The 24,418-nt window shown below is 68.5% G+C and carries 22 protein-coding genes and 1 pseudogene; 12 read left to right on the top strand and 11 right to left on the bottom strand.

Going from position 1 to position 24,418, the window contains the following annotated elements; translation table 11 throughout:
- Positions 1–10: 10 nt before the first annotated feature.
- The 4 genes from WHX56_RS19355 to WHX56_RS19340 are packed head-to-tail and all read right to left on the bottom strand — an operon-like array spanning position 11 to position 4,269.
- Complete coding sequence (locus WHX56_RS19355; protein WP_062681878.1) at positions 11–352, bottom strand: carboxymuconolactone decarboxylase family protein; 342 nt, start codon at positions 350–352, stop codon at positions 11–13.
- A gap of 39 nt (positions 353–391) precedes the next feature.
- A complete protein-coding gene (locus WHX56_RS19350) occupies positions 392–1,396 on the bottom strand; it encodes a tripartite tricarboxylate transporter substrate binding protein (protein WP_338878692.1) in 1,005 nt (334 codons plus the stop codon).
- A 43-nt stretch (positions 1,397–1,439) separates the two neighbouring features.
- Positions 1,440–2,804 carry an adenylosuccinate lyase gene (gene purB, locus WHX56_RS19345; protein ID WP_287753513.1) on the bottom strand — a complete coding sequence of 455 codons (1,365 nt, stop codon included), beginning with the start codon at positions 2,802–2,804 and terminating at the stop codon, positions 1,440–1,442.
- A gap of 19 nt (positions 2,805–2,823) precedes the next feature.
- Positions 2,824–4,269, bottom strand: a complete 1,446-nt coding sequence (locus WHX56_RS19340; RefSeq protein WP_338878691.1) for an FAD-binding oxidoreductase — start codon at positions 4,267–4,269, stop codon at positions 2,824–2,826.
- 156 nt (positions 4,270–4,425) lie between these two features.
- Between WHX56_RS19340 and WHX56_RS19335 the strand changes: the two genes are divergently transcribed.
- Entirely contained in the window at positions 4,426–5,154 is a 729-nt protein-coding gene (locus WHX56_RS19335; RefSeq protein ID WP_244234936.1) for an IclR family transcriptional regulator, read from the top strand.
- A gap of 19 nt (positions 5,155–5,173) precedes the next feature.
- On the opposite strand, the gene WHX56_RS19330 is transcribed toward WHX56_RS19335, so the two are convergent.
- Positions 5,174–6,553 carry an MmgE/PrpD family protein gene (locus WHX56_RS19330; protein WP_338878690.1) on the bottom strand — a complete coding sequence of 460 codons (1,380 nt, stop codon included), beginning with the start codon at positions 6,551–6,553 and terminating at the stop codon, positions 5,174–5,176.
- Positions 6,554–6,788: 235 nt separating this feature from the next.
- Here WHX56_RS19330 and WHX56_RS19325 point away from each other — a divergent pair, with 235 nt between their 5' ends.
- From WHX56_RS19325 to WHX56_RS19310, 4 genes are all read left to right on the top strand, one after another.
- Positions 6,789–7,172 (top strand): hypothetical protein, encoded by a 384-nt coding sequence (locus WHX56_RS19325; protein WP_129238793.1) that lies wholly within the window; start codon positions 6,789–6,791, stop codon positions 7,170–7,172.
- Between the two features lie 9 nt (positions 7,173–7,181).
- A complete protein-coding gene (locus WHX56_RS19320; RefSeq protein WP_129238794.1) occupies positions 7,182–7,400 on the top strand; it encodes a hypothetical protein in 219 nt (72 codons plus the stop codon).
- 178 nt (positions 7,401–7,578) lie between these two features.
- A complete protein-coding gene (locus WHX56_RS19315) occupies positions 7,579–8,007 on the top strand; it encodes a DUF6088 family protein (protein ID WP_338878689.1) in 429 nt (142 codons plus the stop codon).
- On the top strand, positions 7,970–9,115 hold the full coding sequence (locus WHX56_RS19310) for a nucleotidyl transferase AbiEii/AbiGii toxin family protein (RefSeq protein ID WP_338878688.1): 1,146 nt from the start codon (positions 7,970–7,972) through the stop codon (positions 9,113–9,115). Before WHX56_RS19315 ends, WHX56_RS19310 begins: the two co-directional genes overlap by 38 nt.
- Positions 9,116–9,150: 35 nt before the next feature.
- Here the strand turns inward: WHX56_RS19310 and WHX56_RS19305 are convergent, their stop codons facing one another.
- The 5 genes from WHX56_RS19305 to WHX56_RS19285 all read right to left on the bottom strand — a co-directional run bounded on the left by WHX56_RS19305 (position 9,151) and on the right by WHX56_RS19285 (position 13,845).
- Positions 9,151–9,741: a YceI family protein gene (locus tag WHX56_RS19305; RefSeq protein WP_338878687.1), complete on the bottom strand. Its 591-nt coding sequence runs from the start codon at positions 9,739–9,741 to the stop codon at positions 9,151–9,153.
- 67 nt (positions 9,742–9,808) lie between these two features.
- Positions 9,809–10,486, bottom strand: a complete 678-nt coding sequence (locus tag WHX56_RS19300; RefSeq protein WP_129238796.1) for an isochorismatase family protein — start codon at positions 10,484–10,486, stop codon at positions 9,809–9,811.
- Positions 10,487–10,709: 223 nt separating this feature from the next.
- A complete protein-coding gene (locus tag WHX56_RS19295; RefSeq protein WP_338878686.1) occupies positions 10,710–11,639 on the bottom strand; it encodes a 2-dehydropantoate 2-reductase in 930 nt (309 codons plus the stop codon).
- Between the two features lie 13 nt (positions 11,640–11,652).
- Positions 11,653–12,831 carry a mandelate racemase/muconate lactonizing enzyme family protein gene (locus WHX56_RS19290; protein WP_338878685.1) on the bottom strand — a complete coding sequence of 393 codons (1,179 nt, stop codon included), beginning with the start codon at positions 12,829–12,831 and terminating at the stop codon, positions 11,653–11,655.
- A gap of 21 nt (positions 12,832–12,852) precedes the next feature.
- The gene (locus WHX56_RS19285; protein ID WP_338878684.1) at positions 12,853–13,845 is read right to left on the bottom strand and encodes a tripartite tricarboxylate transporter substrate binding protein; all 993 of its coding nucleotides are present in this window, start codon (positions 13,843–13,845) and stop codon (positions 12,853–12,855) included.
- A gap of 170 nt (positions 13,846–14,015) precedes the next feature.
- On the opposite strand from WHX56_RS19285, the gene leuC reads away from it, so the two are divergent.
- Genes leuC through WHX56_RS19270 form a run of 3 tightly spaced genes read left to right on the top strand, consistent with a single transcriptional unit; the run spans position 14,016 to position 17,087 of the window.
- Positions 14,016–15,449, top strand: coding sequence for a 3-isopropylmalate dehydratase large subunit (gene leuC / locus WHX56_RS19280; protein WP_338878683.1), 1,434 nt, complete (start codon positions 14,016–14,018; stop codon positions 15,447–15,449).
- 1 nt (position 15,450) lies between these two features.
- Positions 15,451–16,059 carry a 3-isopropylmalate dehydratase small subunit gene (gene leuD, locus WHX56_RS19275; RefSeq protein ID WP_338878682.1) on the top strand — a complete coding sequence of 203 codons (609 nt, stop codon included), beginning with the start codon at positions 15,451–15,453 and terminating at the stop codon, positions 16,057–16,059.
- Positions 16,047–17,087, top strand: a complete 1,041-nt coding sequence (locus tag WHX56_RS19270; protein WP_129238802.1) for a LacI family DNA-binding transcriptional regulator — start codon at positions 16,047–16,049, stop codon at positions 17,085–17,087. Before leuD ends, WHX56_RS19270 begins: the two co-directional genes overlap by 13 nt.
- 8 nt (positions 17,088–17,095) lie before the next feature.
- Here the strand turns inward: WHX56_RS19270 and WHX56_RS30495 are convergent.
- Positions 17,096–17,176 (bottom strand): annotated as a pseudogene (locus WHX56_RS30495) (CoA transferase); the annotation flags it as partial.
- Between the two features lie 93 nt (positions 17,177–17,269).
- Between WHX56_RS30495 and WHX56_RS19265 the strand changes: the two are divergent.
- The 4 genes from WHX56_RS19265 to WHX56_RS19250 all read left to right on the top strand — a co-directional run bounded on the left by WHX56_RS19265 (position 17,270) and on the right by WHX56_RS19250 (position 24,404).
- Positions 17,270–18,751, top strand: coding sequence for a hypothetical protein (locus WHX56_RS19265; RefSeq protein ID WP_338878681.1), 1,482 nt, complete (start codon positions 17,270–17,272; stop codon positions 18,749–18,751).
- Between the two features lie 146 nt (positions 18,752–18,897).
- Positions 18,898–21,045 carry a hydantoinase/oxoprolinase family protein gene (locus WHX56_RS19260; protein WP_338878680.1) on the top strand — a complete coding sequence of 716 codons (2,148 nt, stop codon included), beginning with the start codon at positions 18,898–18,900 and terminating at the stop codon, positions 21,043–21,045.
- A complete protein-coding gene (locus tag WHX56_RS19255; RefSeq protein ID WP_287753133.1) occupies positions 21,042–22,748 on the top strand; it encodes a hydantoinase B/oxoprolinase family protein in 1,707 nt (568 codons plus the stop codon). Before WHX56_RS19260 ends, WHX56_RS19255 begins: the two co-directional genes overlap by 4 nt.
- Positions 22,749–22,820: 72 nt before the next feature.
- Positions 22,821–24,404 (top strand): ABC transporter substrate-binding protein, encoded by a 1,584-nt coding sequence (locus tag WHX56_RS19250; RefSeq protein WP_129238806.1) that lies wholly within the window; start codon positions 22,821–22,823, stop codon positions 24,402–24,404.
- Positions 24,405–24,418: the final 14 nt, after the last annotated feature.

The raw sequence follows: 24,418 nt of genomic DNA, 5'->3' as shown, positions 1-24,418 counted from the left end.
CGCCCTCCCCTCAAGCCTGGCCGGCCGACAGCGCGTCCATCGCGCGCAGCGAATAGACATAGGCCGCGCCCGCGTTCAGCGCGATGGCGGTCGCCAGCGCCTCGCTCAATTCGGCCTCGGTCACGCCGGCCTTGCGGGCGGCGTCGGCATGCGCCGCGATGCAACCGTCGCAGCGCGTGGTGACGGCCACGGCCAGCGCAATCAGCTCGCGCGTCTTGGCGTCCAGCGTGCCGGTGGCGCCCTGCGCCTGGTTCAGCGCGCGGAACGCGGTCAGCAGTTGCGGGTTGTGCTTGCCCAGTTGCTCGCCGGCCTTGCGGTTGTTGGCGAGCGTCTCGGTCCAGTTCTGCAGCATGAGGAAATCTCCGGAAAAGTCAGGAAAAAGAACGACTTGCTATTGGCCGATCTGCTTCAGCAGGTCGGGCGTGGCGGCTTTGCGGTAGTTGGCGATGTCTTCCACAATGTACTGTCTGAACTGGTCCAGCGGCAGGTCGCGCTCCATCGCGGCGTCCTTGCGGATGGTGTTCCGCACGGCCGGATCCTTCAGCGCGCGCGACAGGTTGTCGGACAGCACCTTCAATGCTTCGGGCGGCGTACCGGCCGGCGCGGCCAGCCCGTACCACTGGGTCATCGTCATATCGATGCCCAGCTCCTTGAAGGTCGGCACGTCCGGCAGCACGGGGCTGCGCTGGCTGCCGGTCAGGGCCAGCACGCGCAACTGGCCTTGCTGCACCTGCGGCACCAACGGCGAGGCGGTAGCGAAGAACATGTCCACCTGCCCGCCTATCATGTCCGTGATGGCGGGACCGGACCCTTTGTAGGGCACGTGCAGCAGCTTCAGGTGCCCCAGCTCTTTGATGGTTTCCATGCCGATATGGGCCGCCGCCCCGGTGCCGGTCGACGCGAAGGTCATCTCCTTTTGGCGGGACGCGTCGATCACTTCCTGCGCCGTCTTGAAGCGCGACTGGCTCGCCACGAACAGGCCATGCGGCGCTTCCAGGATGAGCCCCACCGGCGCGAAGTCGTCCGGCACCTTGTACGGCAGGGTCTGGGGCTTGAGCGCGGGCGACACCGCCAGGTTGCCGCTCATGGCCAGCAGCACGGTGTAGCCGTCGGGCGCGGCCTTGGCGACCAGGCCGGCCGCGATGTTGCCGCCGGCCCCCGGCCGGTTCTCGACGATGACGGTCTGGCCGATGGTCTTGCCCATGGCCGTCGCGATCAGCCGCCCGTACAGGTCGCCCCCGCCCCCGGGCGGAAAACCGACCACCAGCGTGATGGGACGCTCGGGATACGCGGCGCTGGCGGCGCCGCCGGCCAGGGCCGTCATGGACAGCGCCGCGGCCAGGACGGCGCGCAGGGCGCTGCGCCTGCCGCGAGGGTTGGAGGAAGAAATGCGCATGGTGTTTTGTCTCCTGTCGTTTTTCGTATGCCGGCCGTCGCCCTCAGGCGCCCAGCCAGGCGGCTCGCTGCGTTTGCACCACCCGGTCGACCGAGGCGGCGCACTGCCCCAGGTAGCCCGCCGGATCGGTCAGGCGCTGGATCTCGTCTTCGCCCAGCAGGCTGGCCAGGTCCTTGTGCTGGCGCAGCGCCTGGGCGAAATCGAGTTTGTTGGTGATGCCGTGCATGGACGCTTCGTAGATCCATTCGTGCGCGGTCTGCTTGCCCACGCGCTCCGACAGTTCCAGCATCACGTGTTCGGACAGCAGATAGCCGCGCATGCGGTCCAGGTTCAGCGCCATGGCCTCGCCGTCCACCCGCAGCCCGGCCAGCAGGTTCTTCGCCTGGAACAGCATGGCGCCGGCGATCAGGCAGCATTCGGGCAGCGCCTTCCATTCGATCTTCCAGGCGATGCCGTCGCGCTCGCCTTCCTGCACCATGCCTTCCAGCATCAGCGCGGCGCCGGCGCGCAACGGCCGGCACAGACCCGCCAGGTTCTCGGCCGAAGTCGGGTTGCGCTTGTGCGGCATGGTCGAGGAACCCAGCTTGCCAGCCGAGAACGCCTCTTCCACTTCGGCGAATTCATTGCGCTGCATATTGAAGAGTTCGTTGCCGATCTTGGACAGGGTGGCGCCCAGCATCGCCAGCAGCAGCGCGTATTCCGTGAAGCGGTCGCGCGCGGGCGCCCAACTGATGGACGGCGCGGCCAGTCCGAGCTTGGCGAGCGTGCGGCGCTCCACCTCTTCGGCCTGCTCGCCCAGCGACGCCTGGCTGCCGACGGCGCCCACCACCATGCCCACCAGCACGCGCGGCTCGCACTCCTTCAGCCGCTCGTGATGGCGCGACAGTTCGTCCAGCCACACGGCGCACTTGTGGCCGAAGGTGATGGGCAAGGCCTGCACCCCGTGGGTGCGCCCCGCCATGGGCGTGTCCCGATGCGCCTGGGCCAGCCGCGCCAGCTCCTGGCCCACGGCCGCCATGTCGCGCAGGATCACTGCGTGCACCTCCTTGAGCTGCAGTGCGACGCCGGTGTCGACCACGTCCTGGGTCGTGGCGCCGTAGTGCAGCCATTCGCCGTGGTCTTCGCCGCAGCGCGCCTGCAATTGCTTGAGCGCCGGCACCAGCGAATGCTTGATGCGGCGGATCTCCGCCGACATCTGGGCGATGTCGATGTTGCCGGCCTGCGCCTGGGCGCGGATCTCGCGGGCCGCCTCGGCGGGGATGATGCCCAGCTCGGCCTGCGCTTCGGCCAGCGCCGCCTCGAAATCCAGCCACTTCTGGATGCGGTTTTCCTCGGAGAAGATGGCGCGCAGCTCATCGGTGCTCCACAGGTGCTGGAGCGATTGCATATCGAAAACGGAAACGGACATGAGGCGGGATCCTGGATGGTTAGGAAGGCTGGTGGACGGGACGCGGCAACAGGCGGCCCGGGTTGAACGTGCCGCGGGGGTCCAGCGCATGCTTGATGCGCTGCATGACTTCCACGGATACGGCGGGTTTGAACTGCAGGAAGGCCTGCTGCTTGAGCCGGCCGATGCCGTGCTCGGCGGAGATCGATCCTCCCAGGCGCGCGGCCACGGCATGCACCACGTCGTGCACCGCGTCCTCGCGCGCCCGGAACGCGGCGTCGTCCATGCCGGCCGGCTTACTCTGGTTGTAATGAAGGTTGCCGTCGCCCACGTGTCCGAAGCACACGATCCGAATGCCGGGCATCAAGGCCTCCAGCTCCGCGCCGGCCGCGGCGATGAATTCGGGAACGCGCGACACCGCGACGGAAATGTCGTGCTTGATGGACGGGCCGTCCAGCCGCTGGGCCTCCGGCACGTGCTCGCGCAGCGCCCACAGTTCGTGCGCCTGGCGGCCGGACGCCGCGATCACCGCATCCGTGACCGCGCCGGCCTCCATGGCGGCTTCCAGCACGGCATGCACCGCGGGTTCGGGATCCATCCGCGCCGAGGTTTCCGAGACGTCGAACAGCACCGACCAGGGCGTATCCATGGCCAGCGGATTGCGCATGCCGTCCAGTGGATGCGCCAGCACCTGGACCAGCGTCTGGCGGCCGATGAGCTCGAAGGCGGTGACGCGCTCGCCCACGGCGCCGGTCAGGCGGGCCAGCAGGTCCACCGCCGCCTGCGGCGTGGGCACCGCGACCCAGGCGGTCACCACTTTGGCGGGCTGCGCGTACAGTTTGAACGACGCCGCCGTGACGACGCCCAGCGTTCCTTCCGCGCCGATGAATAACTGCTTGAGGTCGTAGCCGGTATTGTCCTTGCGCAGCGTGCCCAACTGGTCCAGCACGCTGCCGTCGGCCAGCACCACCTCCAGGCCCAGCGTCAGGTCGCGCGTATTGCCGTAGCGCAGCACCTGTTCGCCGCCCGCGTTCGTGGACACCACGCCGCCCACCGTGGCGCTGCCCTCGGACGCCAGGGACAAGGCGAACAGCCTGCCCACGCCGGCGGCCGCCTGCTGCGCCGCCAGGACGGTGCAGCCCGCCTCCAGCGTAATGCTGTTGTCCAGCGCGTCCACGCGCCGCACCGCCGCCATGCGGTCCAGGCTGAGCACCAATTCGCGGCCCGAGGCATCGGGCGTGGATCCGCCGACCAGCCCGGTATTGCCGCCCTGCGGCACCACCGCCACGCCATGGCGCGCGCACAGCGCCACCACGCGCGACACCTGCTCCGTGCAGGCAGGACGCGCCACGGCGAGCGCGGCGCCGGGGAAATTGCGGCGCCAGTCCGCCGTGTAGCGGGCGGTGTCCGCTACTCCGGTCAAGACATGGTCCTGGCCGACGATGGCGGCCAGCGCCGCCGGGAATGCATCGATCTGATTGGGCATAATGCTGTGGATCGCGCGGCCGGGCCCTGAACCCATCCTGCGCAATGCTGGCCTCCTGGTGAATGAAGGCGGAAGTCCCTGGTCCGGTAGCCGCTTTTCATTTCATTGATTAAAATATGTTTTATTCATCGAAACTATAAGGAAGCATAGGAAACCGTGTCAAGCGAGAAATCCCCTAAGCCGCCCGCCGGCGTGCTCGAACGCGGCATCTCCATCCTGGAGTGCTTCAGCGAGGACAGCCCGCGCCTGTCGCTGCGCGACCTGGCCGACCGCACCGGGCTGGACAAAGCCACCCTGCTGCGCCTGCTGGGCGTGTTCACCAAGGCGCGCATGATTCATCGCTACGACAGCAGCACCTACGCGCTGGGACCGGCGCTCCTGCACATGGGCATGCTGTATCGCGACACCTTCGACCTCGGTTCGCGCCTGCAGCCGGTGCTGCGCAACGTCATGGAGCAGACCGGCGAAACCGTGGCGGTCTACGTGCGCAGCGGCGACGACCGCATCTGCCTGTACCGCGAGAACACCTCCAAGGAAGTGCGCCACCATGTCGAAGTGGGCAAGCGGATCAGCCTGAAGGACGGCGGTTCGTCGGCGCACGTGCTGCGCGCCTACACCGGCGGTTCGACGCCGCTGGAACGCGACATCCATGAAAAAGGCTATGCCATGACCCGCTCGGAACGGGTGGCGGAGATGGCGTCGGTGGCCGTCCCGGTCTTCGACGGCGACGATACCTTCGTCGGCGCGCTGGTGGTGCTGGGCCTGGCCTCGCGCCACAACGAGGCCGCGCAGCGCAAGGCCGTGGAGATCGCCCGCCACGAACTCGCGCAGCAGGGATTCCGCACCACCCCGCCCGCGGCCTGGACGCCGAAGGCCTGTCCCTGAGGCCGCGGCCCGCCTTCTGCTACGGCCTTGCAGGGCCGAACAGCGCCGGCGGCGGCGCGCAGGCCTCGCCGTCCTGCCCGGTGTCGATGAAGCGTTCGCACCAGGCCACGATGGCCGCGGCCGAAGCGTCGTCCATCATGGGCGCGAAGGCGCGCATGCGCGCCTGCAGCGCGGTCCAGGTGTAGGGGTCTTCCGGATCGCCCCGGCGCAGCTTTCTCAGCGCCTCGAGCTTGCGGCCGCTCTTCAGCGTCAGCGTGACGCGGCTGGGGCGCAGCCGCGGAAATTCCCGTTGGAACTCCTCGCTGGTCCGCACCGTGATACGCCGCGCCATGGCCAGCAGCTCGTCCGCCTGCAGATCGGGCGCCTCCATGTCCTCGATGCCCAGCTTGCCCGACAGCAGCAGGCGCGCAGCCACGTAGCGCAGGCTGAAGCAGGTCTCGGCGGGCTTGGCGGGCCAGTCCACGCCCGCGATCTTGAGCGCGTGCGTGAAGATCTCCACGTCCACCGACTCGATTTCATCCGGCACCGTGCCGTGGGCGTCCAGCAGGTCGCGGATCGCGTCCAGCGGCGTGAATAGCTGGGCGCAGCAAGGCCAGGCCTTGATGGTGGCGGTATTCAGCCGCTCCGGCGCGTCCAGGCCGCCGTCCAGCGCGTCCAGCGGACCGTCTCCTCCCAGCAGCCGGTACAGCCCGCGCGCGCCCGTGACGTAGCGGCGCGCCCCGGGCAGGCCCGCGCGCGCCACATAGGCCGCCGCCATCCCGTTGCGCACGGCAAAGGCCGGGTGCAGCGACTTGGACTCATGCGCGCCGTCGTCCACCAGTTGCCACAGGCCCGCGGCCTGCGTGGCGCCGATGCCCAGCGCGTGGTGCAGTTGCGCGGACGGCAGGCCCAGCGCCACGCCCGCGGCCGCCGCCGCGCCGGTGGCGCCCGCCGTCGCCGTGGCATGGAAGCCGGCCGCATGTCCGGCGCCCAAGGCCTCGCCCACCCGCAAGCACACTTCATAGCCCGCGATGATCCCATCCGCGACCTGGCGCCGGGTCAACGCGCCGCCAGCCGCCAGGGCCAGCACCGGCGTGATCGACACCACGCCCGGATGCAGCATGGCGGCGCGATGCGCATCGTCGATCTCGCGGATATGCGCGATGGCTGCATTGGCGAACGCCGCGCCGTTCGCGTTCATTGCCGCATGGCCGAACACCGGCGCCGCCCCGTGGCCGGGGTGGCAGTCTTCGGCCACGCGACGGTACCGGTCCGCCGCGGCGGCGTGGCCGGCGGACCAGCCCGCCGTGAACCAGTCCAGCAAGGCCTGGGCCAGCCGCTCGCGCGTGCTCGGGACGATGGCCTGCCGGCGCAGGCGGGAAAGGTGGGCGACGAGTCTGGCTTCAGGGGAATCGTTCATGGTTAGTTGTTTCATTTAATAAACTAAATTTTATTTAATGAAACTCTACACCAATCATTCCCGTTGGGTAAATCGCGCCCGCATATCGCTGCGGCGCACGCATTCCTCCCCTTGCGCGAGCCTGTTTTCAAGCCTAAATTTACCGATACCGCTTATCGCTCGCCCTCATGAGCGAACCGCGTGCATGGCGTCAGAAGGTTGTTTTTCTATCTCTGTTCCCTTGAGGAGCGATGCGATGAAAGTGAAACACCTGTTCGGTCCGGCAGCCCTGGTCCTCTCGCTGCTGGTCGCCACTCCCGGCACGGCGGCAACGCCCGAGGGAGCCCCCATCATCACCGGCAAGCAGTGGACGGAGTCCGACGCGAATCTGAAGAAGGCCTACCTCCTGGGCATGGCGAATCTTCTTCAAGTGGAGCAGGCCTACCAACGGCGCCACGCCCCCACCGACGCCCAGACGCTGATCCCGCGCTTTGCCCGGGGACTCCAGGAGCAGACTCTGGACTCCGTGCGCGAAAGCCTGGACAACTGGTATGCGGCGAATCCCGCGAAGCTGGACCGCCCGGTGGTTGAAACCCTCTGGTTCGAAATCGTCGTGCCCGGCACGAAACGCGCGCCCTAGGAGTCCGCCATGAAAATGATCAGATCGATAGTCATCGGCATTGCGATGGTTTCGTTTGCCGGCTGCACGAACATGAGCTCCAAGCAGCAGGGCACCCTGTCGGGCGCGGCCATCGGCGCCGCCGCCGGCGCGGGCATCGCCGCGATCGCGGGCGGCAGCGGATGGACGGGCGCCGCCATCGGCGGCGTCGCGGGCGGCATCGCGGGCAACATCTACGGCGGGCATTGACCCTCCCCGCCGCGGCCGGTCCCGAATCGGCCGCGGCGGGTGGCGGGCCGTGGATCCAGGCGCAGACATTGCCGGAACCCCGGTAATGTCTGGCGCTCTAAGTCATTGTCATCAAATAGCTATTTGAAACATTCAGGCAGGAGAACTATACTCTCGGCAAGTATTTGAGGATCTATCCATGATGCCCCTGAAGCAGCGCATGCTCCGTTCAATTCAGCGCAGGTCCGGCAACGTCGTCCTGCGTTCCGAATTGGCGCCGCTGGGGAGTTCCACCCAGGTCTCCGAAGCATTGAAAAAGCTTCAGGGCGAAGGCGTGCTCGTGCGCATCGGAACCGGGGTCTACGCCAAGACGCGCCGAAGCTCCGTCACGGGCAGCATCATTCCTGCCGGCAGCCTGGAGACCCTGGCCACGGAAGCGCTGAAAAAACTGAACGTCGTTGTCCGGGCAGGAAAAGCAGCCTCCGCTTACAACGACCGACAGACCACCCAATTGCCTGGTGCCTTTGTCGCCAACACAGGAAGCCGCCGAATCAGTCGGAAGATCGAGGTGGGTGGACGCGCATTGAAGTATGAGAACAATTACGGACGAACAGAAGCAAGCTCTTGAAGATCTGTCTGCGGAAGGCTTGCTGCGGGGCCTTCCAATCCAGACTGCCGAAAAAGACATACACATTACCGAGCTGCTTCGCGGTCTGAGCACGCTTGAAGTCCATCACGAACACTTCCGCCCGACTTCCCGCCGGGACGAACCGCGGCTGAAGCGCGACACGGACATTCATCTGGTGTTCGTAGGCGGAACGTGCCTCTCGAAAGCCTATGGCCTCATCAACCGGATGTCGGAGGACATCGACATCAAGGTTGTGATGCATCCTCCGGCTGCTGCATTGAAGAAAGGCGGCAGCGACCGGGCTCGCCTGAAGGCCTTGCACGCGGCGGTCGCGAGGCTCTTGGAAGAACTCGGCTTTCCTCTCGTCGAACAAGCGGAGAACCCGCATATACGGAATTCTCATCGGTACTACTTGGTGGACGCGGGCTACAGGACAGCATTTGATGTGATGTCGAGTTTGCGGCCCGTGCTCAAGCTGGAACTGATTCAACGCCAGCCGCTATTGCCGTTTGAGCGCCGGCAGTTTGGCTATCTCTACGAAGCCCTTGCGGATCGGCCGTTATCCACCCCTGTCGAATTCAATTGCATTTCCATTGCTGAAACCCTGGCGGAAAAGGTGCTTTCGCTGCTCAGGCGTTGCGCCGACAATTGGGATGGCCATCAGGCCAGGCGCGGCAAGGGCAAGAACGAACAGAACACCAATGAGGGCGAACAAGGGCGCAATAGCAGCATCGATCCTACATTGGTCCGCCACATTTACGACGTTGCCCGCATCGCCGAGACTGCGCCGGAGTCGATTGCCTCGGCCCGCGCTATCTTTGCGCCGCTGGTGGAAAGGGACCGCGAAGAATTCGAAGGCCAGAATCCGGAGTTCGACGAAGACCCGGCCGGCGTGCTCAAGCGCACACTCGGAGCAGCCAGGGCGAACACTTGGCTGCGGCAGCAGTACGAGAAAGTCCTTATGCCGCTCGTCTATGACAACAACCCGCCGAGCTTCAGCGACTCGTTCGCGGCATTTGAAAAGGTCGCCGTAGACCTGATCGCCACATGCGAAAGCCCGGAGCACCCGTCACCCGCAGCCTCCAGCCGAGGACTGCCCAGTCGTTGACGGCTGGGCGCCCTCTTCTTCTTGCCCTCGCGCGCTCAGCGCGCCGCGTCGGCCAAGGCCTCGACGGTAATACGCAGCGCGACGTCGTCGCTGACGCCGGGCGCGTATGCGTCCACGCCGAAATCGCTGCGCTTGACCACCATGGACGCGTCGAAGCCGATCGCCGGCCGCTGGGCCCTCGGGTGCACGCCAGCCTTGTTCTGCCTGGCCTCCAGCACGACGGGCTTCTCCCGGTCCTTGATGCGCAGTTTGCCGTGGATCAGCAGCAGCCCGTTGCCCTTGTCCTCGACGGAAGTGCTTTTGAAGCCGATGGCGGGATACTTGCCGGCCTCGAAGAACTCCGGCCCCCGCAGCATTTCGTCCAGTTTGGGAATGTGCGACGTGAAATTCGTCAGCGGCACGTCCAGCTTGACGGACGAGGCGGAAAGGTTGGCGGCGTCGTAGCGGACCACGCCCTGTATGCCTCCGGCATGCGCCGACGGCGTGGAGAAGCCCAGGTGGCTCCACGTCACCACCACTTCCGTGTGTTCCGGGTCGATGCGATAGTCCACGCCCGCGGCGAAGGCCTGTGCGGCGCCGCCGGCCAGCGCGGCCGCCAGCAGCAATCGGTTGATGCAGGTTTTCATGGGGATCCTGAGTGGTTGGAAAGCCGCCCGGGGCCAGGCTCCCGGACGGTGAACCGCGGGACGCGGATCAGCGCTGCGAATCCAGCACTTCGTTATTCTTCACCACTTCCTGGGCTTTGCCATAGCTTTCGATCAACAATTGGTACGACGGGAACACCTTGGTGTAGACCTCGGCCCATTGCAGCGCGTCCTCGCGGTTCCAGGTCTTCTGCAATTCGGACGCCACGGCGGCGGTGTCCATCGGCACCACGCCCGCCTGCACCACGCGCGCCAGCGTGATTTCCTGCGCCATCTTGCTGTAGGTGCCGGATGCGTCGACCACCGCGAACACCTTGTAGCCCGCGGCGACGGCGCTGATGGCGGGAAACGCCATGCACACGCTGGTGATCGTGCCGGCGATGATGAGCGTCTTGCGGCCCGTGGCCTTGACGGCCTCGACGAACTCGGGATTGTCCCAGGCGTTGATCTCGCCCTTGCGAGCGACGTACCGCGCGTGCGGCGCATTGGCGTGGATTTCCGGGATCAGCGGGCCGTTGGGGCCTTGCGGCACGGAGGCCGTGGTGATGACCGGCAGCTTGGCCAGGGTGGCCATGGAGGCCAGCGCGGCGGCCCGGGCGCGAAGCTCGGGCATGGGCATGTCGCCCACGGTCTGGAACAGGCCGCTCTGGTGGTCGATCAGCAGCATGACGGCGTCGTCGGGGTCGATGACGGGACGCTGGCCGTTGAAGTTGGCGGGTGCAGACATGGAGTTCTCCTTTGAGAATCGACGGCGGTGTGCCGAACAGGAAAGCCGGATGGCTGCACGAATAATAAAAATGGAACAAACTTGGCGGTAGACCGATTTTTCGTTATCAGCGTTCTATTTTTGGCACTAAAAGCACGCGTAGCGGATTGCCAGCCGGTCTTGATCTTGGAAGACCGGCTGGCCACCCGGAACCGGGCGGTGGCGGCATTGAATAGAACGAAGGCTAGGTCCGGCCGCTGCTGAATCCGCTCTCCCGCTGCTTGACCAGCCGCGTCAGCGTTTCGTTCACCGGCGCCGGCAAGCCCGCCTTGCGCGCCTGGACTGGGATGGCGCCATTGATGTAGTCGATCTCGCTGACGCGTCCGTGCTCGTGATCCAGCAGCACCGAAGGCTTGGCGTCGCGGATGCGCTCGCCAAACGCGCGCACGTGCGCGACGGGATCGTCCACCTGTATCGGTATCCCCAGGGCGCGCGCGACGGCCCAGGCTTCGGCCGCGGCCGCCTGGCTGACGGCGCCGACGTCCGGATCGTCCATCGCCGCGCCGACCGTCATGCCGGTGAGCGCGCACGGCGCGCTGTAGGCGACGTTGCAGATCAGCTTTTCCCATTGCATCGCGGGCAGGTTGTCGACCGCCTGCGCGTTGAAACCGGCATCGCTCCACACCGCGGCGATGTCCGCCAGCCGTTCCGCCGGCATGCCGGCATACGCGCCCATGCGCACCGCCGACATGCCGTTGTGGTGGACGTGGCCCGGCCCGGACAGCGATGCGCCGAAAGCGGCGGCGATGCCGACCGCCAGCCGGTCCGCGCCGATGGCTTGCGCCACGCTGTCGGCGCTGCCCAGGCCGTTCTGTATGGTCAGCACCGACGTGTCCGGCCCCAGCATGGCCCGCGCCTGGGCGGCCGCGCTGCCCGCCTGCGCCGCCTTGACCGCGATGATGATGAGGTCGACCGGCTCGGCGGGCGCCTCCCGATAGGCGCGCACCCGCGCGACGCGGTCTCCGCTGGCGCCTTCGACGCGCAAGCCCCGGGCAGCCATCGCCTCGACGTGTTCCGCCCAGTGGTCGATGGCCAGCACGTCGTGCCCGCCGGCCGCCAGCAGTCCGGCGTATACGGAGCCCATGGCTCCGCAACCCATAATCGCAATCTTCATGATGTCCGCTTCCTCAAGCTCCGCCCGTTGCCAGCGCCGCGATGTATGGCGCCAGTTCCTGTTTCTGTTCCAGTCCGAATCCCGGGGCGTCCGTCGGACGCACCTGTCCCGCTCCCAGCGCGCACTGCGGGGGATAGCCGCCGAACGGCTGGAATACGCCCGGATAGGCTTCGCACCCGCCCAGGCCCAGCCCGGCCGCGATATGCAGATTGATCAGGTGGCCGCCGTGCGGATGCAGACTGCCGCGTGAAAATCCCGCCGCCTCCACGGCGGCCAGCATACGCAGGTATTCCGTCAGCCCGTAGGCCAGCCCGGCGTCCATCTGCAGGACGTCGGTGGCGGGCCGCAAGCCACCGAACCGCAGCAGGTTGTTCACGTCCTGCAGCGAGAACAGGTTCTCGCCCGTCGCGATCGGACCGGCATACGACTGGGCTATCCGGCTGTTCAGGGCGTAATCGAGGGGATCCCCGATCTCTTCATACCAGCGCAGTCCGTAAGGTTCAAGGGCGCGCGCATAGACAAGCGCGGTCTCCAGGTCGAAGCGCCCGTTGGCGTCGACGGCCAGGTTGGCGCCCTCGCCCGCCACGGCCAGCGCGGCGTCGATGCGCGCCAGGTCCTCGGACAGGGTCGCGCCGCCGATCTTCATCTTGAACTTGACGAATCCCTGGTCGCGATACGCCCGGAACTCGTCCTTCAGGCGGCGCACGGCGTCGCCGCTGTCGTAGTAATAGCCGCCGGCCGCATAGACCTGCGCCGCGCCGTCGCCGGCGGCGCGCCCGACGTGGCGCGCGATGCCGCGGTAGGCGGGTTCGTCCCGGAGTTTGGCGTTCAGGTCCCAGAATGCCAGTTCCAGCGCCCCGACAGCCGCGGCTCGGTCGCCATGGCCGCCGGGCTTTTCATTGCGCATCATCACGGCGCTGGCGCGCCCGGGGTCGAACGCCGTGCCGGCTTCATTCAGCAGCGCGTGCGGCGGCGCCGCCAGCAGGCGGGGAATGAAACGTTCGCGCAGCAGGCCCGGCTGCGCGTAGCGGCCGATGGAATCGAAGGCATAGCCGATGACCGGCCGGCCATTGCGCACGGTGTCGCTCACCAGCGCGACCAGCGACACCGTGTGTTCGGCGAAGTTGACCAGCGAATTCGATAGGTTGCCCTGCAAGGGAATGGCTGTTTCTCGTATGGCGGTGATGCGCATGGATAGACCGTCGGATTGGGGTTATTGGACAGTGATGCCGGCCGCCTTGATGATCTGGGACCAGCGCGCCGTGTCTTGCTTGATGAGTTCCGTGAACGCGGCCCGGCTGTCCACCACCGGCCAGGCGCCCAGTTCGACCATGCGCGCCTTCATGTCTTCCGTCTGCAAGGCGGCCGCCAGCGCGTCGTGGATCTTTTCCAGTACGGGAACGGGCGTGCCCGCCGGCGCCAGCAGGCCGTACCAGCTCGGGGAATCGAAATCCTTCACGCCGCCTTCGGCGATCGTGGGAACCGCCGGCGCGCCGGGGAACCGCTGGCCCGAGGTCACCGCGATCGCCTTGAGCTTGCCGTTCTTGAGGAACGGATCGGCCACCGCCAGGCCGGTGATCAGCAGCGGGATCTGCCCCGACACCACGTCGGCGATCGCCTGCGCGCCGCTCTTGTAGGGGATATGCGTCATCTTCATCCTGGTCGCGCGGTTCAGCCGTTCGCCGACCAGATGCCCCATGCTGCCCGCGCCGGCGCTGCCGTAATCCAGCCGCGCATCGTTGCCGCGTCCCAGTTCGACCAGTTCGGGCAAGGTATCCGCCTTGACGCCGGGATTGGCGACCAGCACCAGCGGCACCACCGCGATGCGGGAAATCGGCGCGAAATCGCGTTCGGGCTGGAACGGCAACTGCCGGTACAAGGTGGGATTGATGACCAGCGTGGCGTCGGCCGCGAACAATAGCGTGTAGCCGTCGGGCGCGGCCTTGGCCACCGCGTCGCTGCCGATGTTGCCGTTGGCCCCCGGCCGGTTCTCCACGATCACCGTCTGCCCAAGCGCATCGCCGAGCTTCTGCCCCAGCACGCGGCCCAGGATGTCGGTGGTGCCGCCCGCGCCGAACGGCACGATCAGCCTGATGGCCTTCTCCGGGTAGGCCGGCGCCGCGGCCGCCTGCGCCGCGGCCGCGAACACGCCCAGCGCCGCCAGGATGGCGGCCGCTCTACTGCGAACCTGCTTGACGCACTTCATGGAAGTCTCCTCATTCTTTTTTTGGGAATCGACCTTCTGACAATGCACACGTTTGCACTAAGCGAACTATAATTATCCGTAAAACCTGCGTCAATACGTCTTAAGGTACTGGTTTACCCGCGTTTATTGGCAATCCTGAAATTGTCATACGTGTGCACCACGGAGGAGAAATGCCGCTATCTGCCGCAACCGAACCGGCGCCGGCCGCAGGCGCCCCGCAAACCCTGTTCGACAAACTGTGGGATGCGCATCGCGTCGCCGACCTGGCCGACGGCCGCAGTCTGATCCACATCGACCGGCACCTGCTGCACGACCTGTCCAGTCCGCAGGCTTTCGCGTCGCTGCGCGCCCAGGGCCGGGCCGTGCGCGACCCGCGCCGCAATGTCGCGATCGCCGACCACATCGTGTCGACCGCGCCCGGACGGCAGGCGGAACAGGTGCCGGGCGGCGAGGCCATGATCGCCGCGCTGGAGAGCAACGCCGCCCGGTTCGGCATCCGCCACTACGGTGTCGACGATCCCGACCAGGGCATCGTGCACGTCATCGCGCCTGAGCTGGGCCTGGTGCTGCCGGGCATGACGGTCGCCTGCGGCGACAGCCATACCTCCACGCTGGGCGCGCTGGGCGCCTGGGCCTGGGGCATCGGCACGTCGGAGGCCGAGCATGTGCTGGCCACCCAGACGCTCGCCATGCTCAGGCCGCGCGCCCTGCGGCTCACCCTGGCCGGCGCCCTGCCCCCGGGCCTGAGCGCCAAGGACCTGACCTTGCACGTACTGCGCCGCATCGGCGTGCGCGGCGCCTCCGCCGGATTCCTCGAACTGGCCGGCGCGCCGGTGGCGGCCCTGTCGATGGAGGAACGCCTGACGCTTTGCAATATGGCGATCGAGGCCGGCGCGCGCGCCGCCGTGATCGCGCCCGACGACGTCACGCTGGCTTACCTGCGCCGGCACGCGCCCGCCGCCTGCGACGCCGCCGCGCAGCAGGCGTTCCGCGCCCTGCGCAGCGATCCCCTGGCGCGCTACGACGCCGAACTGGAGGTGACTTTGGCGCTGGACTCGCCGCAACTGACGTGGGGCACCAGTCCCGCGCAGGTGGCCGGCGTGCGCGAACGCCTGCCCGACCCCGAGGACGCGGCCAGCGCGGGCGAACGCGCATCGATGCAGCAGGCCTACCGCTACATGGGGCTGACGCCGGGCGCTCCGCTCGCGGACGTGCCGGTGCAATGGGTTTTCATCGGGTCCTGCACCAACGGGCGCCTCTCGGATCTGCAGGCGGCCGCCGCCATCGCGCAGGGCCGCCGCGTCGCGCCCGGCGTGCGCGCGCTGGTGGTGCCCGGATCGCAGCGGGTCAAGCGCGCCGCCGAACGGCTGGGCCTGGACCGCGTCTTCCGCGACGCCGGATTCGAATGGCGCGAACCCGGCTGTTCGATGTGCGTCGGCATGAACGCGGACAAAGTGCCGCCCGGCGAGCGCTGCGTGTCCACCTCGAACCGCAACTTCGAAGGACGCCAGGGTCCGGGCGCGCGCACCCATCTCGCCAGCCCCGCCAGCGCAGCCGCCGCGGCCGTCGCCGGCGCCATCGTCGATCATAGGGATCTGGTCTAATATGAAGCCCTTCATCCAAGCCCACGGCATCATCCTGCCCATGAATCAAGACCACGTGGACACCGACGCGATCGTGCCCCAGCGCTGGCTGGTGACCGTCGAACGCAGCGGCCTGGCGGAGGGTTTCATGGGGGCGTGGCGTTACGACGAACACGGCCGGCCGCGTCCGGACAGCCTCCTGAACCAGCCGGCGTACCGCGGCGCGGCGATCGTGCTGGCGCGTGAAAACTACGGCTGCGGATCCTCGCGCGAACATGCGGTCTGGGCCCACCAGGAATACGGCATCCGCGCCATCGTCGCGGCCAGCTACGGCCCGATCTTCCACGAAAACTGCCTCAAGAACGGACTGCTGCCGGTGACCCTGCCCGCGACGGCCATCGATACGCTGATGGACCAGGCCCTGGCTCTGCCGGGCTGCCGCGCCACCGTCGACCTCGCGGAGCAGCGCGTCACCGGGCCGGACGGCCGGGCCTATGGATTCGAGATCGACGCGGGGCGGCGTCGATTGCTGCTCGACGGCACCGACGATATCGACCTGGCGCTGGAACGCGCCGCCGACATCGACGCCTTCCAGCAGCGCCAGCAACGGACCACGCCATGGCTGGCATAGCGGCGCGCCCCAACGTCACGATCAAGGACATCGCGACCGCGCTGGACCTGTCGCACGCGACGGTCTCGCGCGCGCTCGCCGACCACCCCAAGATCAGCGCCGCGACCAAGGCCAGCGTGCGCGAAGCCGCCAACGCGATGGGGTACGTGCCCAATGGCACCGCCCAGAACATGCGCACCGCGCACAGCCCGGTCATCGGCCTGATCGTCCCGGACATCCAGAACGATTTCTACGCGTCGATCGCCAAGATCGTGGCCGATGCCGCCGTGGCCCGCGGCTTCCAGCTCGCCTTGAGCATCACCGAGGACAACCCCGAGCGCGAACTCAACGACCTGCGCGCGTTCGTCGTGTCGCGGGCGGCGGGCGTCATCATTACCCCTACCGTGGCGCCCAAGCCCGAGACCGTGGCCCTGCTCAAGGGCGTGCACGCCATCCAGCTAGTCCGCCAGCACGCCGCCATGGCGGCTGAAGCGGTGGTGATCGACGAGCAGGCCGCCACGCGCGCCGCGGCCGAACACCTCATCCACTACGGCCACCGGCGCATCGCCTATGTCGGCACCACCACCGACCTGAGCTGCGGCGAGGACCGCCTGGCGGGGTTCTACGGGGCGATGCAGCGCGCCGGCCTGGACGCGGGCATGACCGCGGTGGGTCCGCCCCGGGTCGAGTTCGCCCATCGCGCGGTGCATGGCATGATGAGCGGCGCCGAGCCGCCCACCGCGCTGATCGTGGGCAGCTCGCGCCTGACGGTCGGCGCGCTCAAGGCGCTGCGCGGCCTGGGCCTGGCCTGCCCCGCGGACGTTTCGGTCGTGGGCTATGGCGATCCCGATTGGTTCGAACTCGTCGGAGACGGCCTGACGACGGTATCCCCGCCGGTCTATCCCATGGGCGCCTACGCCATCAATCTGCTGCTGGCGCGCATCCACGGCGAGAACGAGCCGCCTCCCGGCGGCGCGGCGCATCCTCCCCCCTCGCGCTTTCCCGCCACCCTGACCATCCGCGGTTCGACCCGGCCGCTCTCCGGCTGAATCTCCAGGTTGCCCGCTCCCGGCTGTTCCGGCTTGATGACCTCGGCGCCGAAGTCGGCCGGGATCGTGCCGCAAAACGGCGCGGCGACACGCGCGATGCCGGTCCGCCGCAAGCGCGCGGCCGGGCGGCCGATCGGCATACACTGCCCAACCCGGCCCACGCCTTGCGGACATCCCCCCCAATGACGTATCTCCTCTGGTCCCTGCCCGCCCTGACCGTCATCGGCGCCATCGCCAGCGGGCGGCTGAACACCACGGCCGCCGCCGTCCTGGGGCTGGCGGCCGCGGTGCCCGTCGCCCTCGGCGCGGCGCCCGCGCCGTTCGGCGGCAGCCAGCTCGGCCTGGCGCTGGCGCGCGGACTCTGGATCGGCGGGACCATCACGCCCTACATCCTGGGCGGACTGCTGTTCTGGCACATGGCCGCGCAGAACCGCTCGCCGGCCGGCAAGGCGACCGGCCCCAGCGTGGCCGAACTGGCCGATGCGCTCGCGCGGCGCAGGCGGCTGTTCTTCGCCTGTTTCCTGGTCGGACCGTTCGCCGAATCGGCCACCGGCTTCGGCGTCGGCATGCTGGGCACGGTGCTGCTGATCCGGCCGCTCAACCTGCAACCGCGCGAGACCATGGTGTTCGCGCTCCTGAGCCAGACGCTGATTCCCTGGGGCGCCATGGGCAGCGGCACGCTGCTGGCCTCGGCCTACGCGCGCGTGCCGGCGCCGGAACTCGCGCTCTACGGCATGGTGCCGGTGGTCTTGCTGATGGCGATATGGATGGCGCTGTACTGGCGCACCGCCGCGCGCGCGGGGCTGCGCGCCGCGGCCTCGGAGCACTGGCGCGAGGCGGGCTGGATGGCCGCCAGCCTGGCGGCGCTGGCCGCCGCCACCGCCCTGCTGGGCCCGGAAACCGCGCTGCTGTCGGCCTATGGCCCGCTGATCGTCCTGCGCTTCGTGCTCGACCGCCGCCCGGACCGCCCGCAACTGCTGGCCGCGGCGCGCGGCGCGCTGCCCTACATTCTGATGATCGCCTCGCTGGTCGCGACGCGGCTGGTCCCGGGCCTGAACCGCGGGCTCTCGGCGCTGGCCGCGTTCAGTCCGTTCGCGGACCTGCCCGTCTGGAAGCCGTTCCTGCATGCCGGCAGTTGGCTCATCGCGGGCGCGGTGGCGATGGCGGTCCTGCGCGGCCAGCCCCGGGTCCTGGCCGCGCAGGCGCGCGCCGCCTGGACCACCGGCCGCCACGCGGTGTATTCGGTGTTCCTGTTCGCCATGATGGCCGAAGTGCTCGCGGGCGCGGGCATTTCGCAAGCGTTCGCCGACGGCCTGTTCGCCAGCCTGAGGGACTGGACCGTCCTGATCACGCCGGTGCTGGCCGGCGCGTTCGGCATCCTGGCCAACAGCGGCAACGCGCCGAACAGCCTGTTCATGCCGTCCCAGCTTTCGCTGGCCGTGCAGGCCGGCCTGAGCGTGCCGGCCGCCGCGGCCCTGCTGCACGTCTCCGGCACCTCGCTGGGGATCTTCTCGCCGGTCCGCATGTCGATCGCCGCCGGGCTGGCCCACGGCCGGGGCCAGGAGCGCGGCGTCTACGTCCTGCTGCTGCCTTTCGCGCTGGCCGCGTTCGGCGTGCTGCTGTGCCTGGCGCTGCTCCTGGCGCTCTCGGGCCACCCGGGCTGACGCCGCCCCGCGGAAGGCGCCGCGCGCTTTCCGCATATGCAAACTCGAAATCCGTCGTTCAAGCCGAAGCCGGGACTGCTTAGCATCAACGGTCTTGGCCCGTCTTCGCCTCGCGGGCCTCCACGACCTGATTCCAGTTGTCCCTTATGACTATCTCTTCTACCGCGGACGCGGCCGTGCGCGTCGCCGTCGACGTCGGCGGAACCTTCACCGACATCGTGCTCGAACGCGAACGGCGCCGCTGGTCGGCCAAGCTGCTCACCACGCCGGACACGCCCGAAACCGCCGTGCTGCAAGGCATCCAGGAACTGCTGGACCAGGCCGGCCTGGGCTGGCCGCAGATCGGCCTGCTGATCCTGGGCACCACGCTGGCCACCAACGCGCTCATCGAGCGCAAGGGCGCCCGCACCGCCCTGCTGACGACGGCGGGTTTCCGCGATCTGGTGGAGATCGGCCTGGAAGACCGGTTCGCGCAGTACGACATTTTCCTGGACAAGCCGGAACCGCTGGTGCCGCGGCCTTGGCGCCATGGCATCACCGAGCGCGTCGACGCCCAGGGCCGCGTGCTGACGCCCCTGGACGAAGCGCAGGTCATCGCGCTGGCGCGCGAATTGACCGAGGCGGGCATCGAGAGCGTGGCGGTCTGCCTGCTGCACAGCTATGCCCACCCGGACCACGAGCGGCGCATCCGCGAACTGCTGCGCGAGCATGCGCCGCAACTATGGATTTCGCTGTCGTCCGACGTCTGCGCGGAAATCCGCGAATACCCCCGCCTGTCCACGGTCAGCGCCAACGCCTACGTGCAGCCGCAGGTATCGGGCTACCTGCGCCGCTTCAACGACGCCGCGCGCGAACGCGGCTTGCGCGAGGAGCCGTTCCTGATGACCTCGGGCGGCGCCATCGCCACCTTGCAGACCGGCGTCGAAGAGCCGGTGCGCCTGGTGGAGTCCGGCCCCGCCGGCGGCGCCATCCTGGCGCAGCACATCGCGCAGCAGACGGGCGCGGCGCGCGCGCTGTCCTTCGACATGGGCGGCACGACCGCCAAGATCTGCTACATCGACGATTACGAGCCCCAGGTCAGCCGCAGCTTCGAATTCGGACGCGTGCACCGCCATCTGAAGGGTTCGGGCCTGCCCATCCGCATTCCGGTGATCGAGATGGTGGAGATCGGCGCGGGCGGCGGTTCGATCGCGCGCATCAATCAACTCGGATCCATCCAGGTGGGCCCCGACAGCGCGGGCTCCTCGCCCGGCCCCGCCGCCTACGGCAATGGCGGCGAACTGCCCACCGTGACGGACGCGCACGCCCTGCTGGGCACCGTCACGCCCGAACGGTTCGCGGTGGGCAAGGTCGGCCTGCGCCCGGAACTGGCCTGGAACGCGATCCAGACGCACCTGGCCGCGCCCGCCGGGCTGGAGGCGCCGCAGGCCGCCCAGGCCATCGTCGAGGTGGTCAGCGAGAACATGGCGAACGCGGCGCGCGTGCACGCCTCGGAACTGGGCAAATCGGCCGACGAACACGTGCTGATCGCCTTCGGCGGGGCCGCGCCCCTGCATGCCGCCGGGCTGGCGCGCAAGCTGGGCATCGCCCGGGTCATCATCCCGGAATCGGCCGGCGTGGGCTCGGCCGTCGGCTTTCTCTGGGCGCCGATCGCCTACCAGGCGGTCCGCAGCTTCCACCAGCGCCTGGCCGGCATCGACCATGCCGCGGTGCAGGCCCTGCTGGACGACTTGACCGCGGGCGTGGACGCCGTGGTGCGCCGCGCCGCGCCCGACGCGGCCCTCAGCCACAAGCGCGTGGTCTTCATGCGCTATAGCGGGCAAGGCCATGAAATCGCCGTGGACCTGCCCGACGGGCCCTTCGACGCGTCCGCCAGCGCCCGGCTGGGCGAGGCGTTCGCGCAGCGCTACGCCCAGCTCTATGGACGCAATCTGCCCCACGTGGCCACCGAGGCCGTGAGCTGGTCCGTCGCCGCCCAGGCCGGCGAGCGCCGCGTGCCCGAGGCCGACCGCATCGCCAGCGGCCCCGCCATCGCGGCTCGCCAGGCGGGCACGCGCAAGCTCTACGACTTCGAGCGCGACAACTGGACCGAAGTGCCCTGCTACGAGCGCGCCGCGCTGGACGCCGAACAGAAGCTGACCGGCCCGGCCCTGGTGGTGGAAGACGAGACCACCACTTTCGTGCCCGCCGGCTTCGAGGCCCGCCGCAGCCGCCTCGGTTCGCTGGTGCTGGACGACGTCGGCGCGGCCGCCGCGCGCCAGGCCCTCTCCACCGATAAGGAAATCGCATCATGAGCACGCCCTCCCAACCCGCCGCCCAGGAGCGCATCCGCTACCAACTGGCCTGGAACCGACTGCTGTCCGTCGTGGAGGAACAGGCCCAGGTGCTGATCCGCTCGGCGTTCGGCACCGCCACGCGCGAAGCCGGCGACCTGTCGGCCGGCGTGTTCCTGCCCGACGGCCGGATGATCGCGCAGGCCGTCACCGGCACGCCGGGCCACGTGAACGCGATGGCCGAATCGGTCAAGCACTTCCTGAAGGTCTTTCCGCCGGAGTCGCTGCGCGATGGCGACGTGCTGCTCACCAACGACCCCTGGAAAGGCACCGGCCACCTCTTCGACATGACCATGGTGTCGCCGGTGTTCCACGACGGCGCGCTGGTCGCGCTCTTCGCCTCGACCCTGCACGTGATCGACATCGGCGGCATCGGCAGCAGCGCCGACGGCCTGGAGATCTACCACGAGGGGCTGTTCCTGCCCATCCTGCGCTTCTTCCACCAGCACGAGGTGGATCCGGGCGTGCTTGCCATCATCCGCGCCAACGTGCGCGAACCGGAACAGGTGGAAGGCGACCTGTACGCGCTGGTCGCCTGCAACGATATCGGCGGCCGCCGCCTGAAGTCGCTGCTGGCCGAGTTCCAACTGGCCGACCTGGAAGCGCTGGGCGGCTACATCATCGAGCAATCGGCCCGCGCCATGCGCCAGGCCATCGCCGAATGGCCCCAGGGCACCTGGCGCAACACGCTGGTCATCGACGGGTACGACGCTCCCATCACGCTGCAGGCCAGCGTGACGGTCGAGGCCGACCGGATCCGTGTCGACTTCGACGGCAGCTCGCCCAGCGTGGCGCGCGGCATCAATGTGGTGAAAGCCTACACCGACGCCTATACGTCCTTCGGCATCCGCTGCCTGATCGGCGCCGACGTGCCGAACAACGCCGGCTCGCTGTCGCTGGTCGAAGTCTCCGCGCCGGAAGGCTCCATCCTCAACGCGCGCTTTCCCGCCGCGGTGACCGCCCGGCACATCATCGGGCAACTGCTGCCCGATGCGGTGTTCGGCGCCCTGCGTCAGGCTCGGCCGGACCAGGTGCCGGCGGAAGGCGCCTCGTCGCTGTGGAACCTGCATCTGGTGGGCGGCGAACCGCTGGCCGGCGCGACGCCGGCGGAACAGGCCGAACTGCTGGCCGGTCCGCGCTTCAACGCGACCAGCTTCTCCACCGGCGGCACCGGGGCGCGTCCCGGCAAGGACGGGCTGTCGGCCACGTCCTATCCCAGCGGCGTGCGCAACGTTTCGCTCGAAATACTGGAAAGCGCCAATCCGCTGGTCTTCGAGCGCAAGGAGTACCGCCAGGACTCGGGCGGCGCCGGCACGGTGCGCGGCGGCCTGGGACAGACCATCGAGGTGCGCCACGCGGACCCGCACGCGGCCATGATCATCGCTGCCGCCTTCGACCGCGTGCAGCATCCGGCGCGCGGCGCCCTGGGCGGCCAGGCCGGCGCGGGCGGGCGACTGGCGCTGTCCGGCGGCCGGACGCTGCAATCCAAGGGCCGCCAACTGGTGCCCGCCGGCGAGCGGCTGGTCGTGCACACGCCGGGCGGCGGCGGACTGGGCGACCCGGCAGCGCGCGACGCGGCCCGCCTGGAGCGCGACGTGCGCGACGGGCTGGTCAGCGCCGGCCAGGCGCGAGAAGCCTACCGACAGGCGGACGTCCGGCCCTGAACCCCGCACCTGCCCGACCAGCCCCCGGGCCGCGCCCGGGCATTCCTCTTTCATCGACATCCGCTGCCCATCATGACATTTCCCCGCCGTTCCTTTCTTCACCTGACCCTGGCTGGCGCGCTGCTGGCGCTTGCGCCCGCCGCCCATGCCGAACCCGTCCGCGGCGGCACCCTGACGCTGCTGCTGCCGTCCGAGCCCACCGCGCTGGTGACCGTGGGCAACGTGGCCACCCCGATCCTGAGCGTCAGCGCCAAGGTGACGGAAGGCCTGCTCAAGTACGACTACGATCTGAAGCCCGAGCCCCAGTTGGCCACCGCCTGGCAGATCAGCCCGGACGGCACCGTGTACACCTTCACGCTGCGCCAGGGCGTGAAATGGCACGACGGCAAGCCCTTCACCGCCGCCGACGTGGCGTATTCGATCGACCTGCTCAAGCGCATCCACCCCCGCGGCCGCAATACCTTCGCGAACGTGACCGCCATCGAGACCCCGGACGACCACACCGTCGTCCTGCGCCTGTCCAAGCCGGCGCCCTACCTGATCCGCGCGTTCGTCGCCACCGAAACGCCCATCGTGCCCAAGCACGTCTACGAGGGCACCGACCCGCTGACCAACCCCGCCACCTCCGCGCCCATCGGCACGGGCCCCTACAAGTTCAAGGAATGGGTGCGCGGCAGCCATATCGTCTATGAGCGCAATCCGGACTACTGGGACAAGCCCAAGCCCTACATCGACCGCCTGATCGTGCGCATCGTGGCCGATCCGGCCGCCGCCGCCATCGCCTTCGAAACCGGCACCGCCGATCTCGGCTACCGCACGCCCGTGCCGCTGGCCGACCTGGCGCGGCTGAAGACCGTGCCGTCGCTGCGCTTCGAGACCAAGGGCAACAGCTATTCCTACAACGTCACGCGGCTGGAGTTCAACCTGGACGAACCGCACTTCAAGAACGAGAAGGTCCGGCAGGCGGTCGCGCATGCCGTGGACCGCAACGTCATCCTGAAGGTCGTGAACTACGGCGTGGGCCAGGTGGCCTATTCACCCATCGCCCCGGGCCTGAAGACCTACAACGACCCGGCGCCCTCGCCCTATGCCTACGACCTGAAGCGCGCCAACGCGCTGCTGGACGAAGCCGGCTATCCGAAGGGAGCCGACGGCGTGCGTTTCCGCGTGCCGCTGGACTACAACCCGATCGGCGCCGACGGCGCGCGCCTGGCCGACTACCTGCGCACCACGCTGGCCCGCGTCGGCATCGCGGTGGCCGTCCGGTCGCAGGACGCGTCCGCCTTCATCAAGCGCGTCTACACCGACCGCGATTTCGCCTTCACCACCAACGGCGCCAGCAACCTGTTCGATCCCACCGTGGGCGTCCAGCGGCTGTACTGGTCGAAGAACTTCATCAAGGGCGTGCCCTTCTCCAACGGCACGCATTACAGCAATCCCAAGGTGGACGAACTGCTGGAAGGCGCCGCGGTGGAGAACGACCCGGCGCGCCGCGTCGAGCTGTTCAAGGAGTTCCAGCGGATCGTGGCGCGGGAAGTGCCCGACCTCAATCTGTACCAGCCGGAATTCATCACCATCGCGAACCAGCGGGTCCACGACCACTCGCTGACGGCCGACGGGGTGGAGTCCAACCTGGCGGACGTCTACCTGCAATAAGCCGCCAACGGAAC

Source organism: Achromobacter veterisilvae (genome assembly GCF_037619525.1).
GTDB classification, from domain to species: domain Bacteria; phylum Pseudomonadota; class Gammaproteobacteria; order Burkholderiales; family Burkholderiaceae_B; genus Achromobacter; species Achromobacter veterisilvae.
This window is presented reverse-complemented; position numbering and strand designations above follow the sequence as displayed.

What these genes read in the sequence shown, in the direction of transcription:
- WHX56_RS19355 (WP_062681878.1), bottom strand. Translation starts at nt 352, where the DNA reads ATGCTGCAGAACTGGACCGAGACGCTCGCCAACAACCGCAAGGCCGGC.
- WHX56_RS19350 (WP_338878692.1), bottom strand. Translation starts at nt 1,396, where the DNA reads ATGCGCATTTCTTCCTCCAACCCTCGCGGCAGGCGCAGCGCCCTGCGC.
- purB (WP_287753513.1), bottom strand. Translation starts at nt 2,804, where the DNA reads ATGTCCGTTTCCGTTTTCGATATGCAATCGCTCCAGCACCTGTGGAGC.
- WHX56_RS19340 (WP_338878691.1), bottom strand. Translation starts at nt 4,269, where the DNA reads ATGCCCAATCAGATCGATGCATTCCCGGCGGCGCTGGCCGCCATCGTC.
- WHX56_RS19330 (WP_338878690.1), bottom strand. Translation starts at nt 6,553, where the DNA reads ATGAACGATTCCCCTGAAGCCAGACTCGTCGCCCACCTTTCCCGCCTG.
- WHX56_RS19325 (WP_129238793.1), top strand. Translation starts at nt 6,789, where the DNA reads ATGAAAGTGAAACACCTGTTCGGTCCGGCAGCCCTGGTCCTCTCGCTG.
- WHX56_RS19320 (WP_129238794.1), top strand. Translation starts at nt 7,182, where the DNA reads ATGAAAATGATCAGATCGATAGTCATCGGCATTGCGATGGTTTCGTTT.
- WHX56_RS19315 (WP_338878689.1), top strand. Translation starts at nt 7,579, where the DNA reads ATGATGCCCCTGAAGCAGCGCATGCTCCGTTCAATTCAGCGCAGGTCC.
- WHX56_RS19310 (WP_338878688.1), top strand. Translation starts at nt 7,970, where the DNA reads ATGAGAACAATTACGGACGAACAGAAGCAAGCTCTTGAAGATCTGTCT.
- WHX56_RS19305 (WP_338878687.1), bottom strand. Translation starts at nt 9,741, where the DNA reads ATGAAAACCTGCATCAACCGATTGCTGCTGGCGGCCGCGCTGGCCGGC.
- WHX56_RS19300 (WP_129238796.1), bottom strand. Translation starts at nt 10,486, where the DNA reads ATGTCTGCACCCGCCAACTTCAACGGCCAGCGTCCCGTCATCGACCCC.
- WHX56_RS19295 (WP_338878686.1), bottom strand. Translation starts at nt 11,639, where the DNA reads ATGAAGATTGCGATTATGGGTTGCGGAGCCATGGGCTCCGTATACGCC.
- WHX56_RS19290 (WP_338878685.1), bottom strand. Translation starts at nt 12,831, where the DNA reads ATGCGCATCACCGCCATACGAGAAACAGCCATTCCCTTGCAGGGCAAC.
- WHX56_RS19285 (WP_338878684.1), bottom strand. Translation starts at nt 13,845, where the DNA reads ATGAAGTGCGTCAAGCAGGTTCGCAGTAGAGCGGCCGCCATCCTGGCG.
- leuC (WP_338878683.1), top strand. Translation starts at nt 14,016, where the DNA reads ATGCCGCTATCTGCCGCAACCGAACCGGCGCCGGCCGCAGGCGCCCCG.
- leuD (WP_338878682.1), top strand. Translation starts at nt 15,451, where the DNA reads ATGAAGCCCTTCATCCAAGCCCACGGCATCATCCTGCCCATGAATCAA.
- WHX56_RS19270 (WP_129238802.1), top strand. Translation starts at nt 16,047, where the DNA reads ATGGCTGGCATAGCGGCGCGCCCCAACGTCACGATCAAGGACATCGCG.
- WHX56_RS19265 (WP_338878681.1), top strand. Translation starts at nt 17,270, where the DNA reads ATGACGTATCTCCTCTGGTCCCTGCCCGCCCTGACCGTCATCGGCGCC.
- WHX56_RS19260 (WP_338878680.1), top strand. Translation starts at nt 18,898, where the DNA reads ATGACTATCTCTTCTACCGCGGACGCGGCCGTGCGCGTCGCCGTCGAC.
- WHX56_RS19255 (WP_287753133.1), top strand. Translation starts at nt 21,042, where the DNA reads ATGAGCACGCCCTCCCAACCCGCCGCCCAGGAGCGCATCCGCTACCAA.
- WHX56_RS19250 (WP_129238806.1), top strand. Translation starts at nt 22,821, where the DNA reads ATGACATTTCCCCGCCGTTCCTTTCTTCACCTGACCCTGGCTGGCGCG.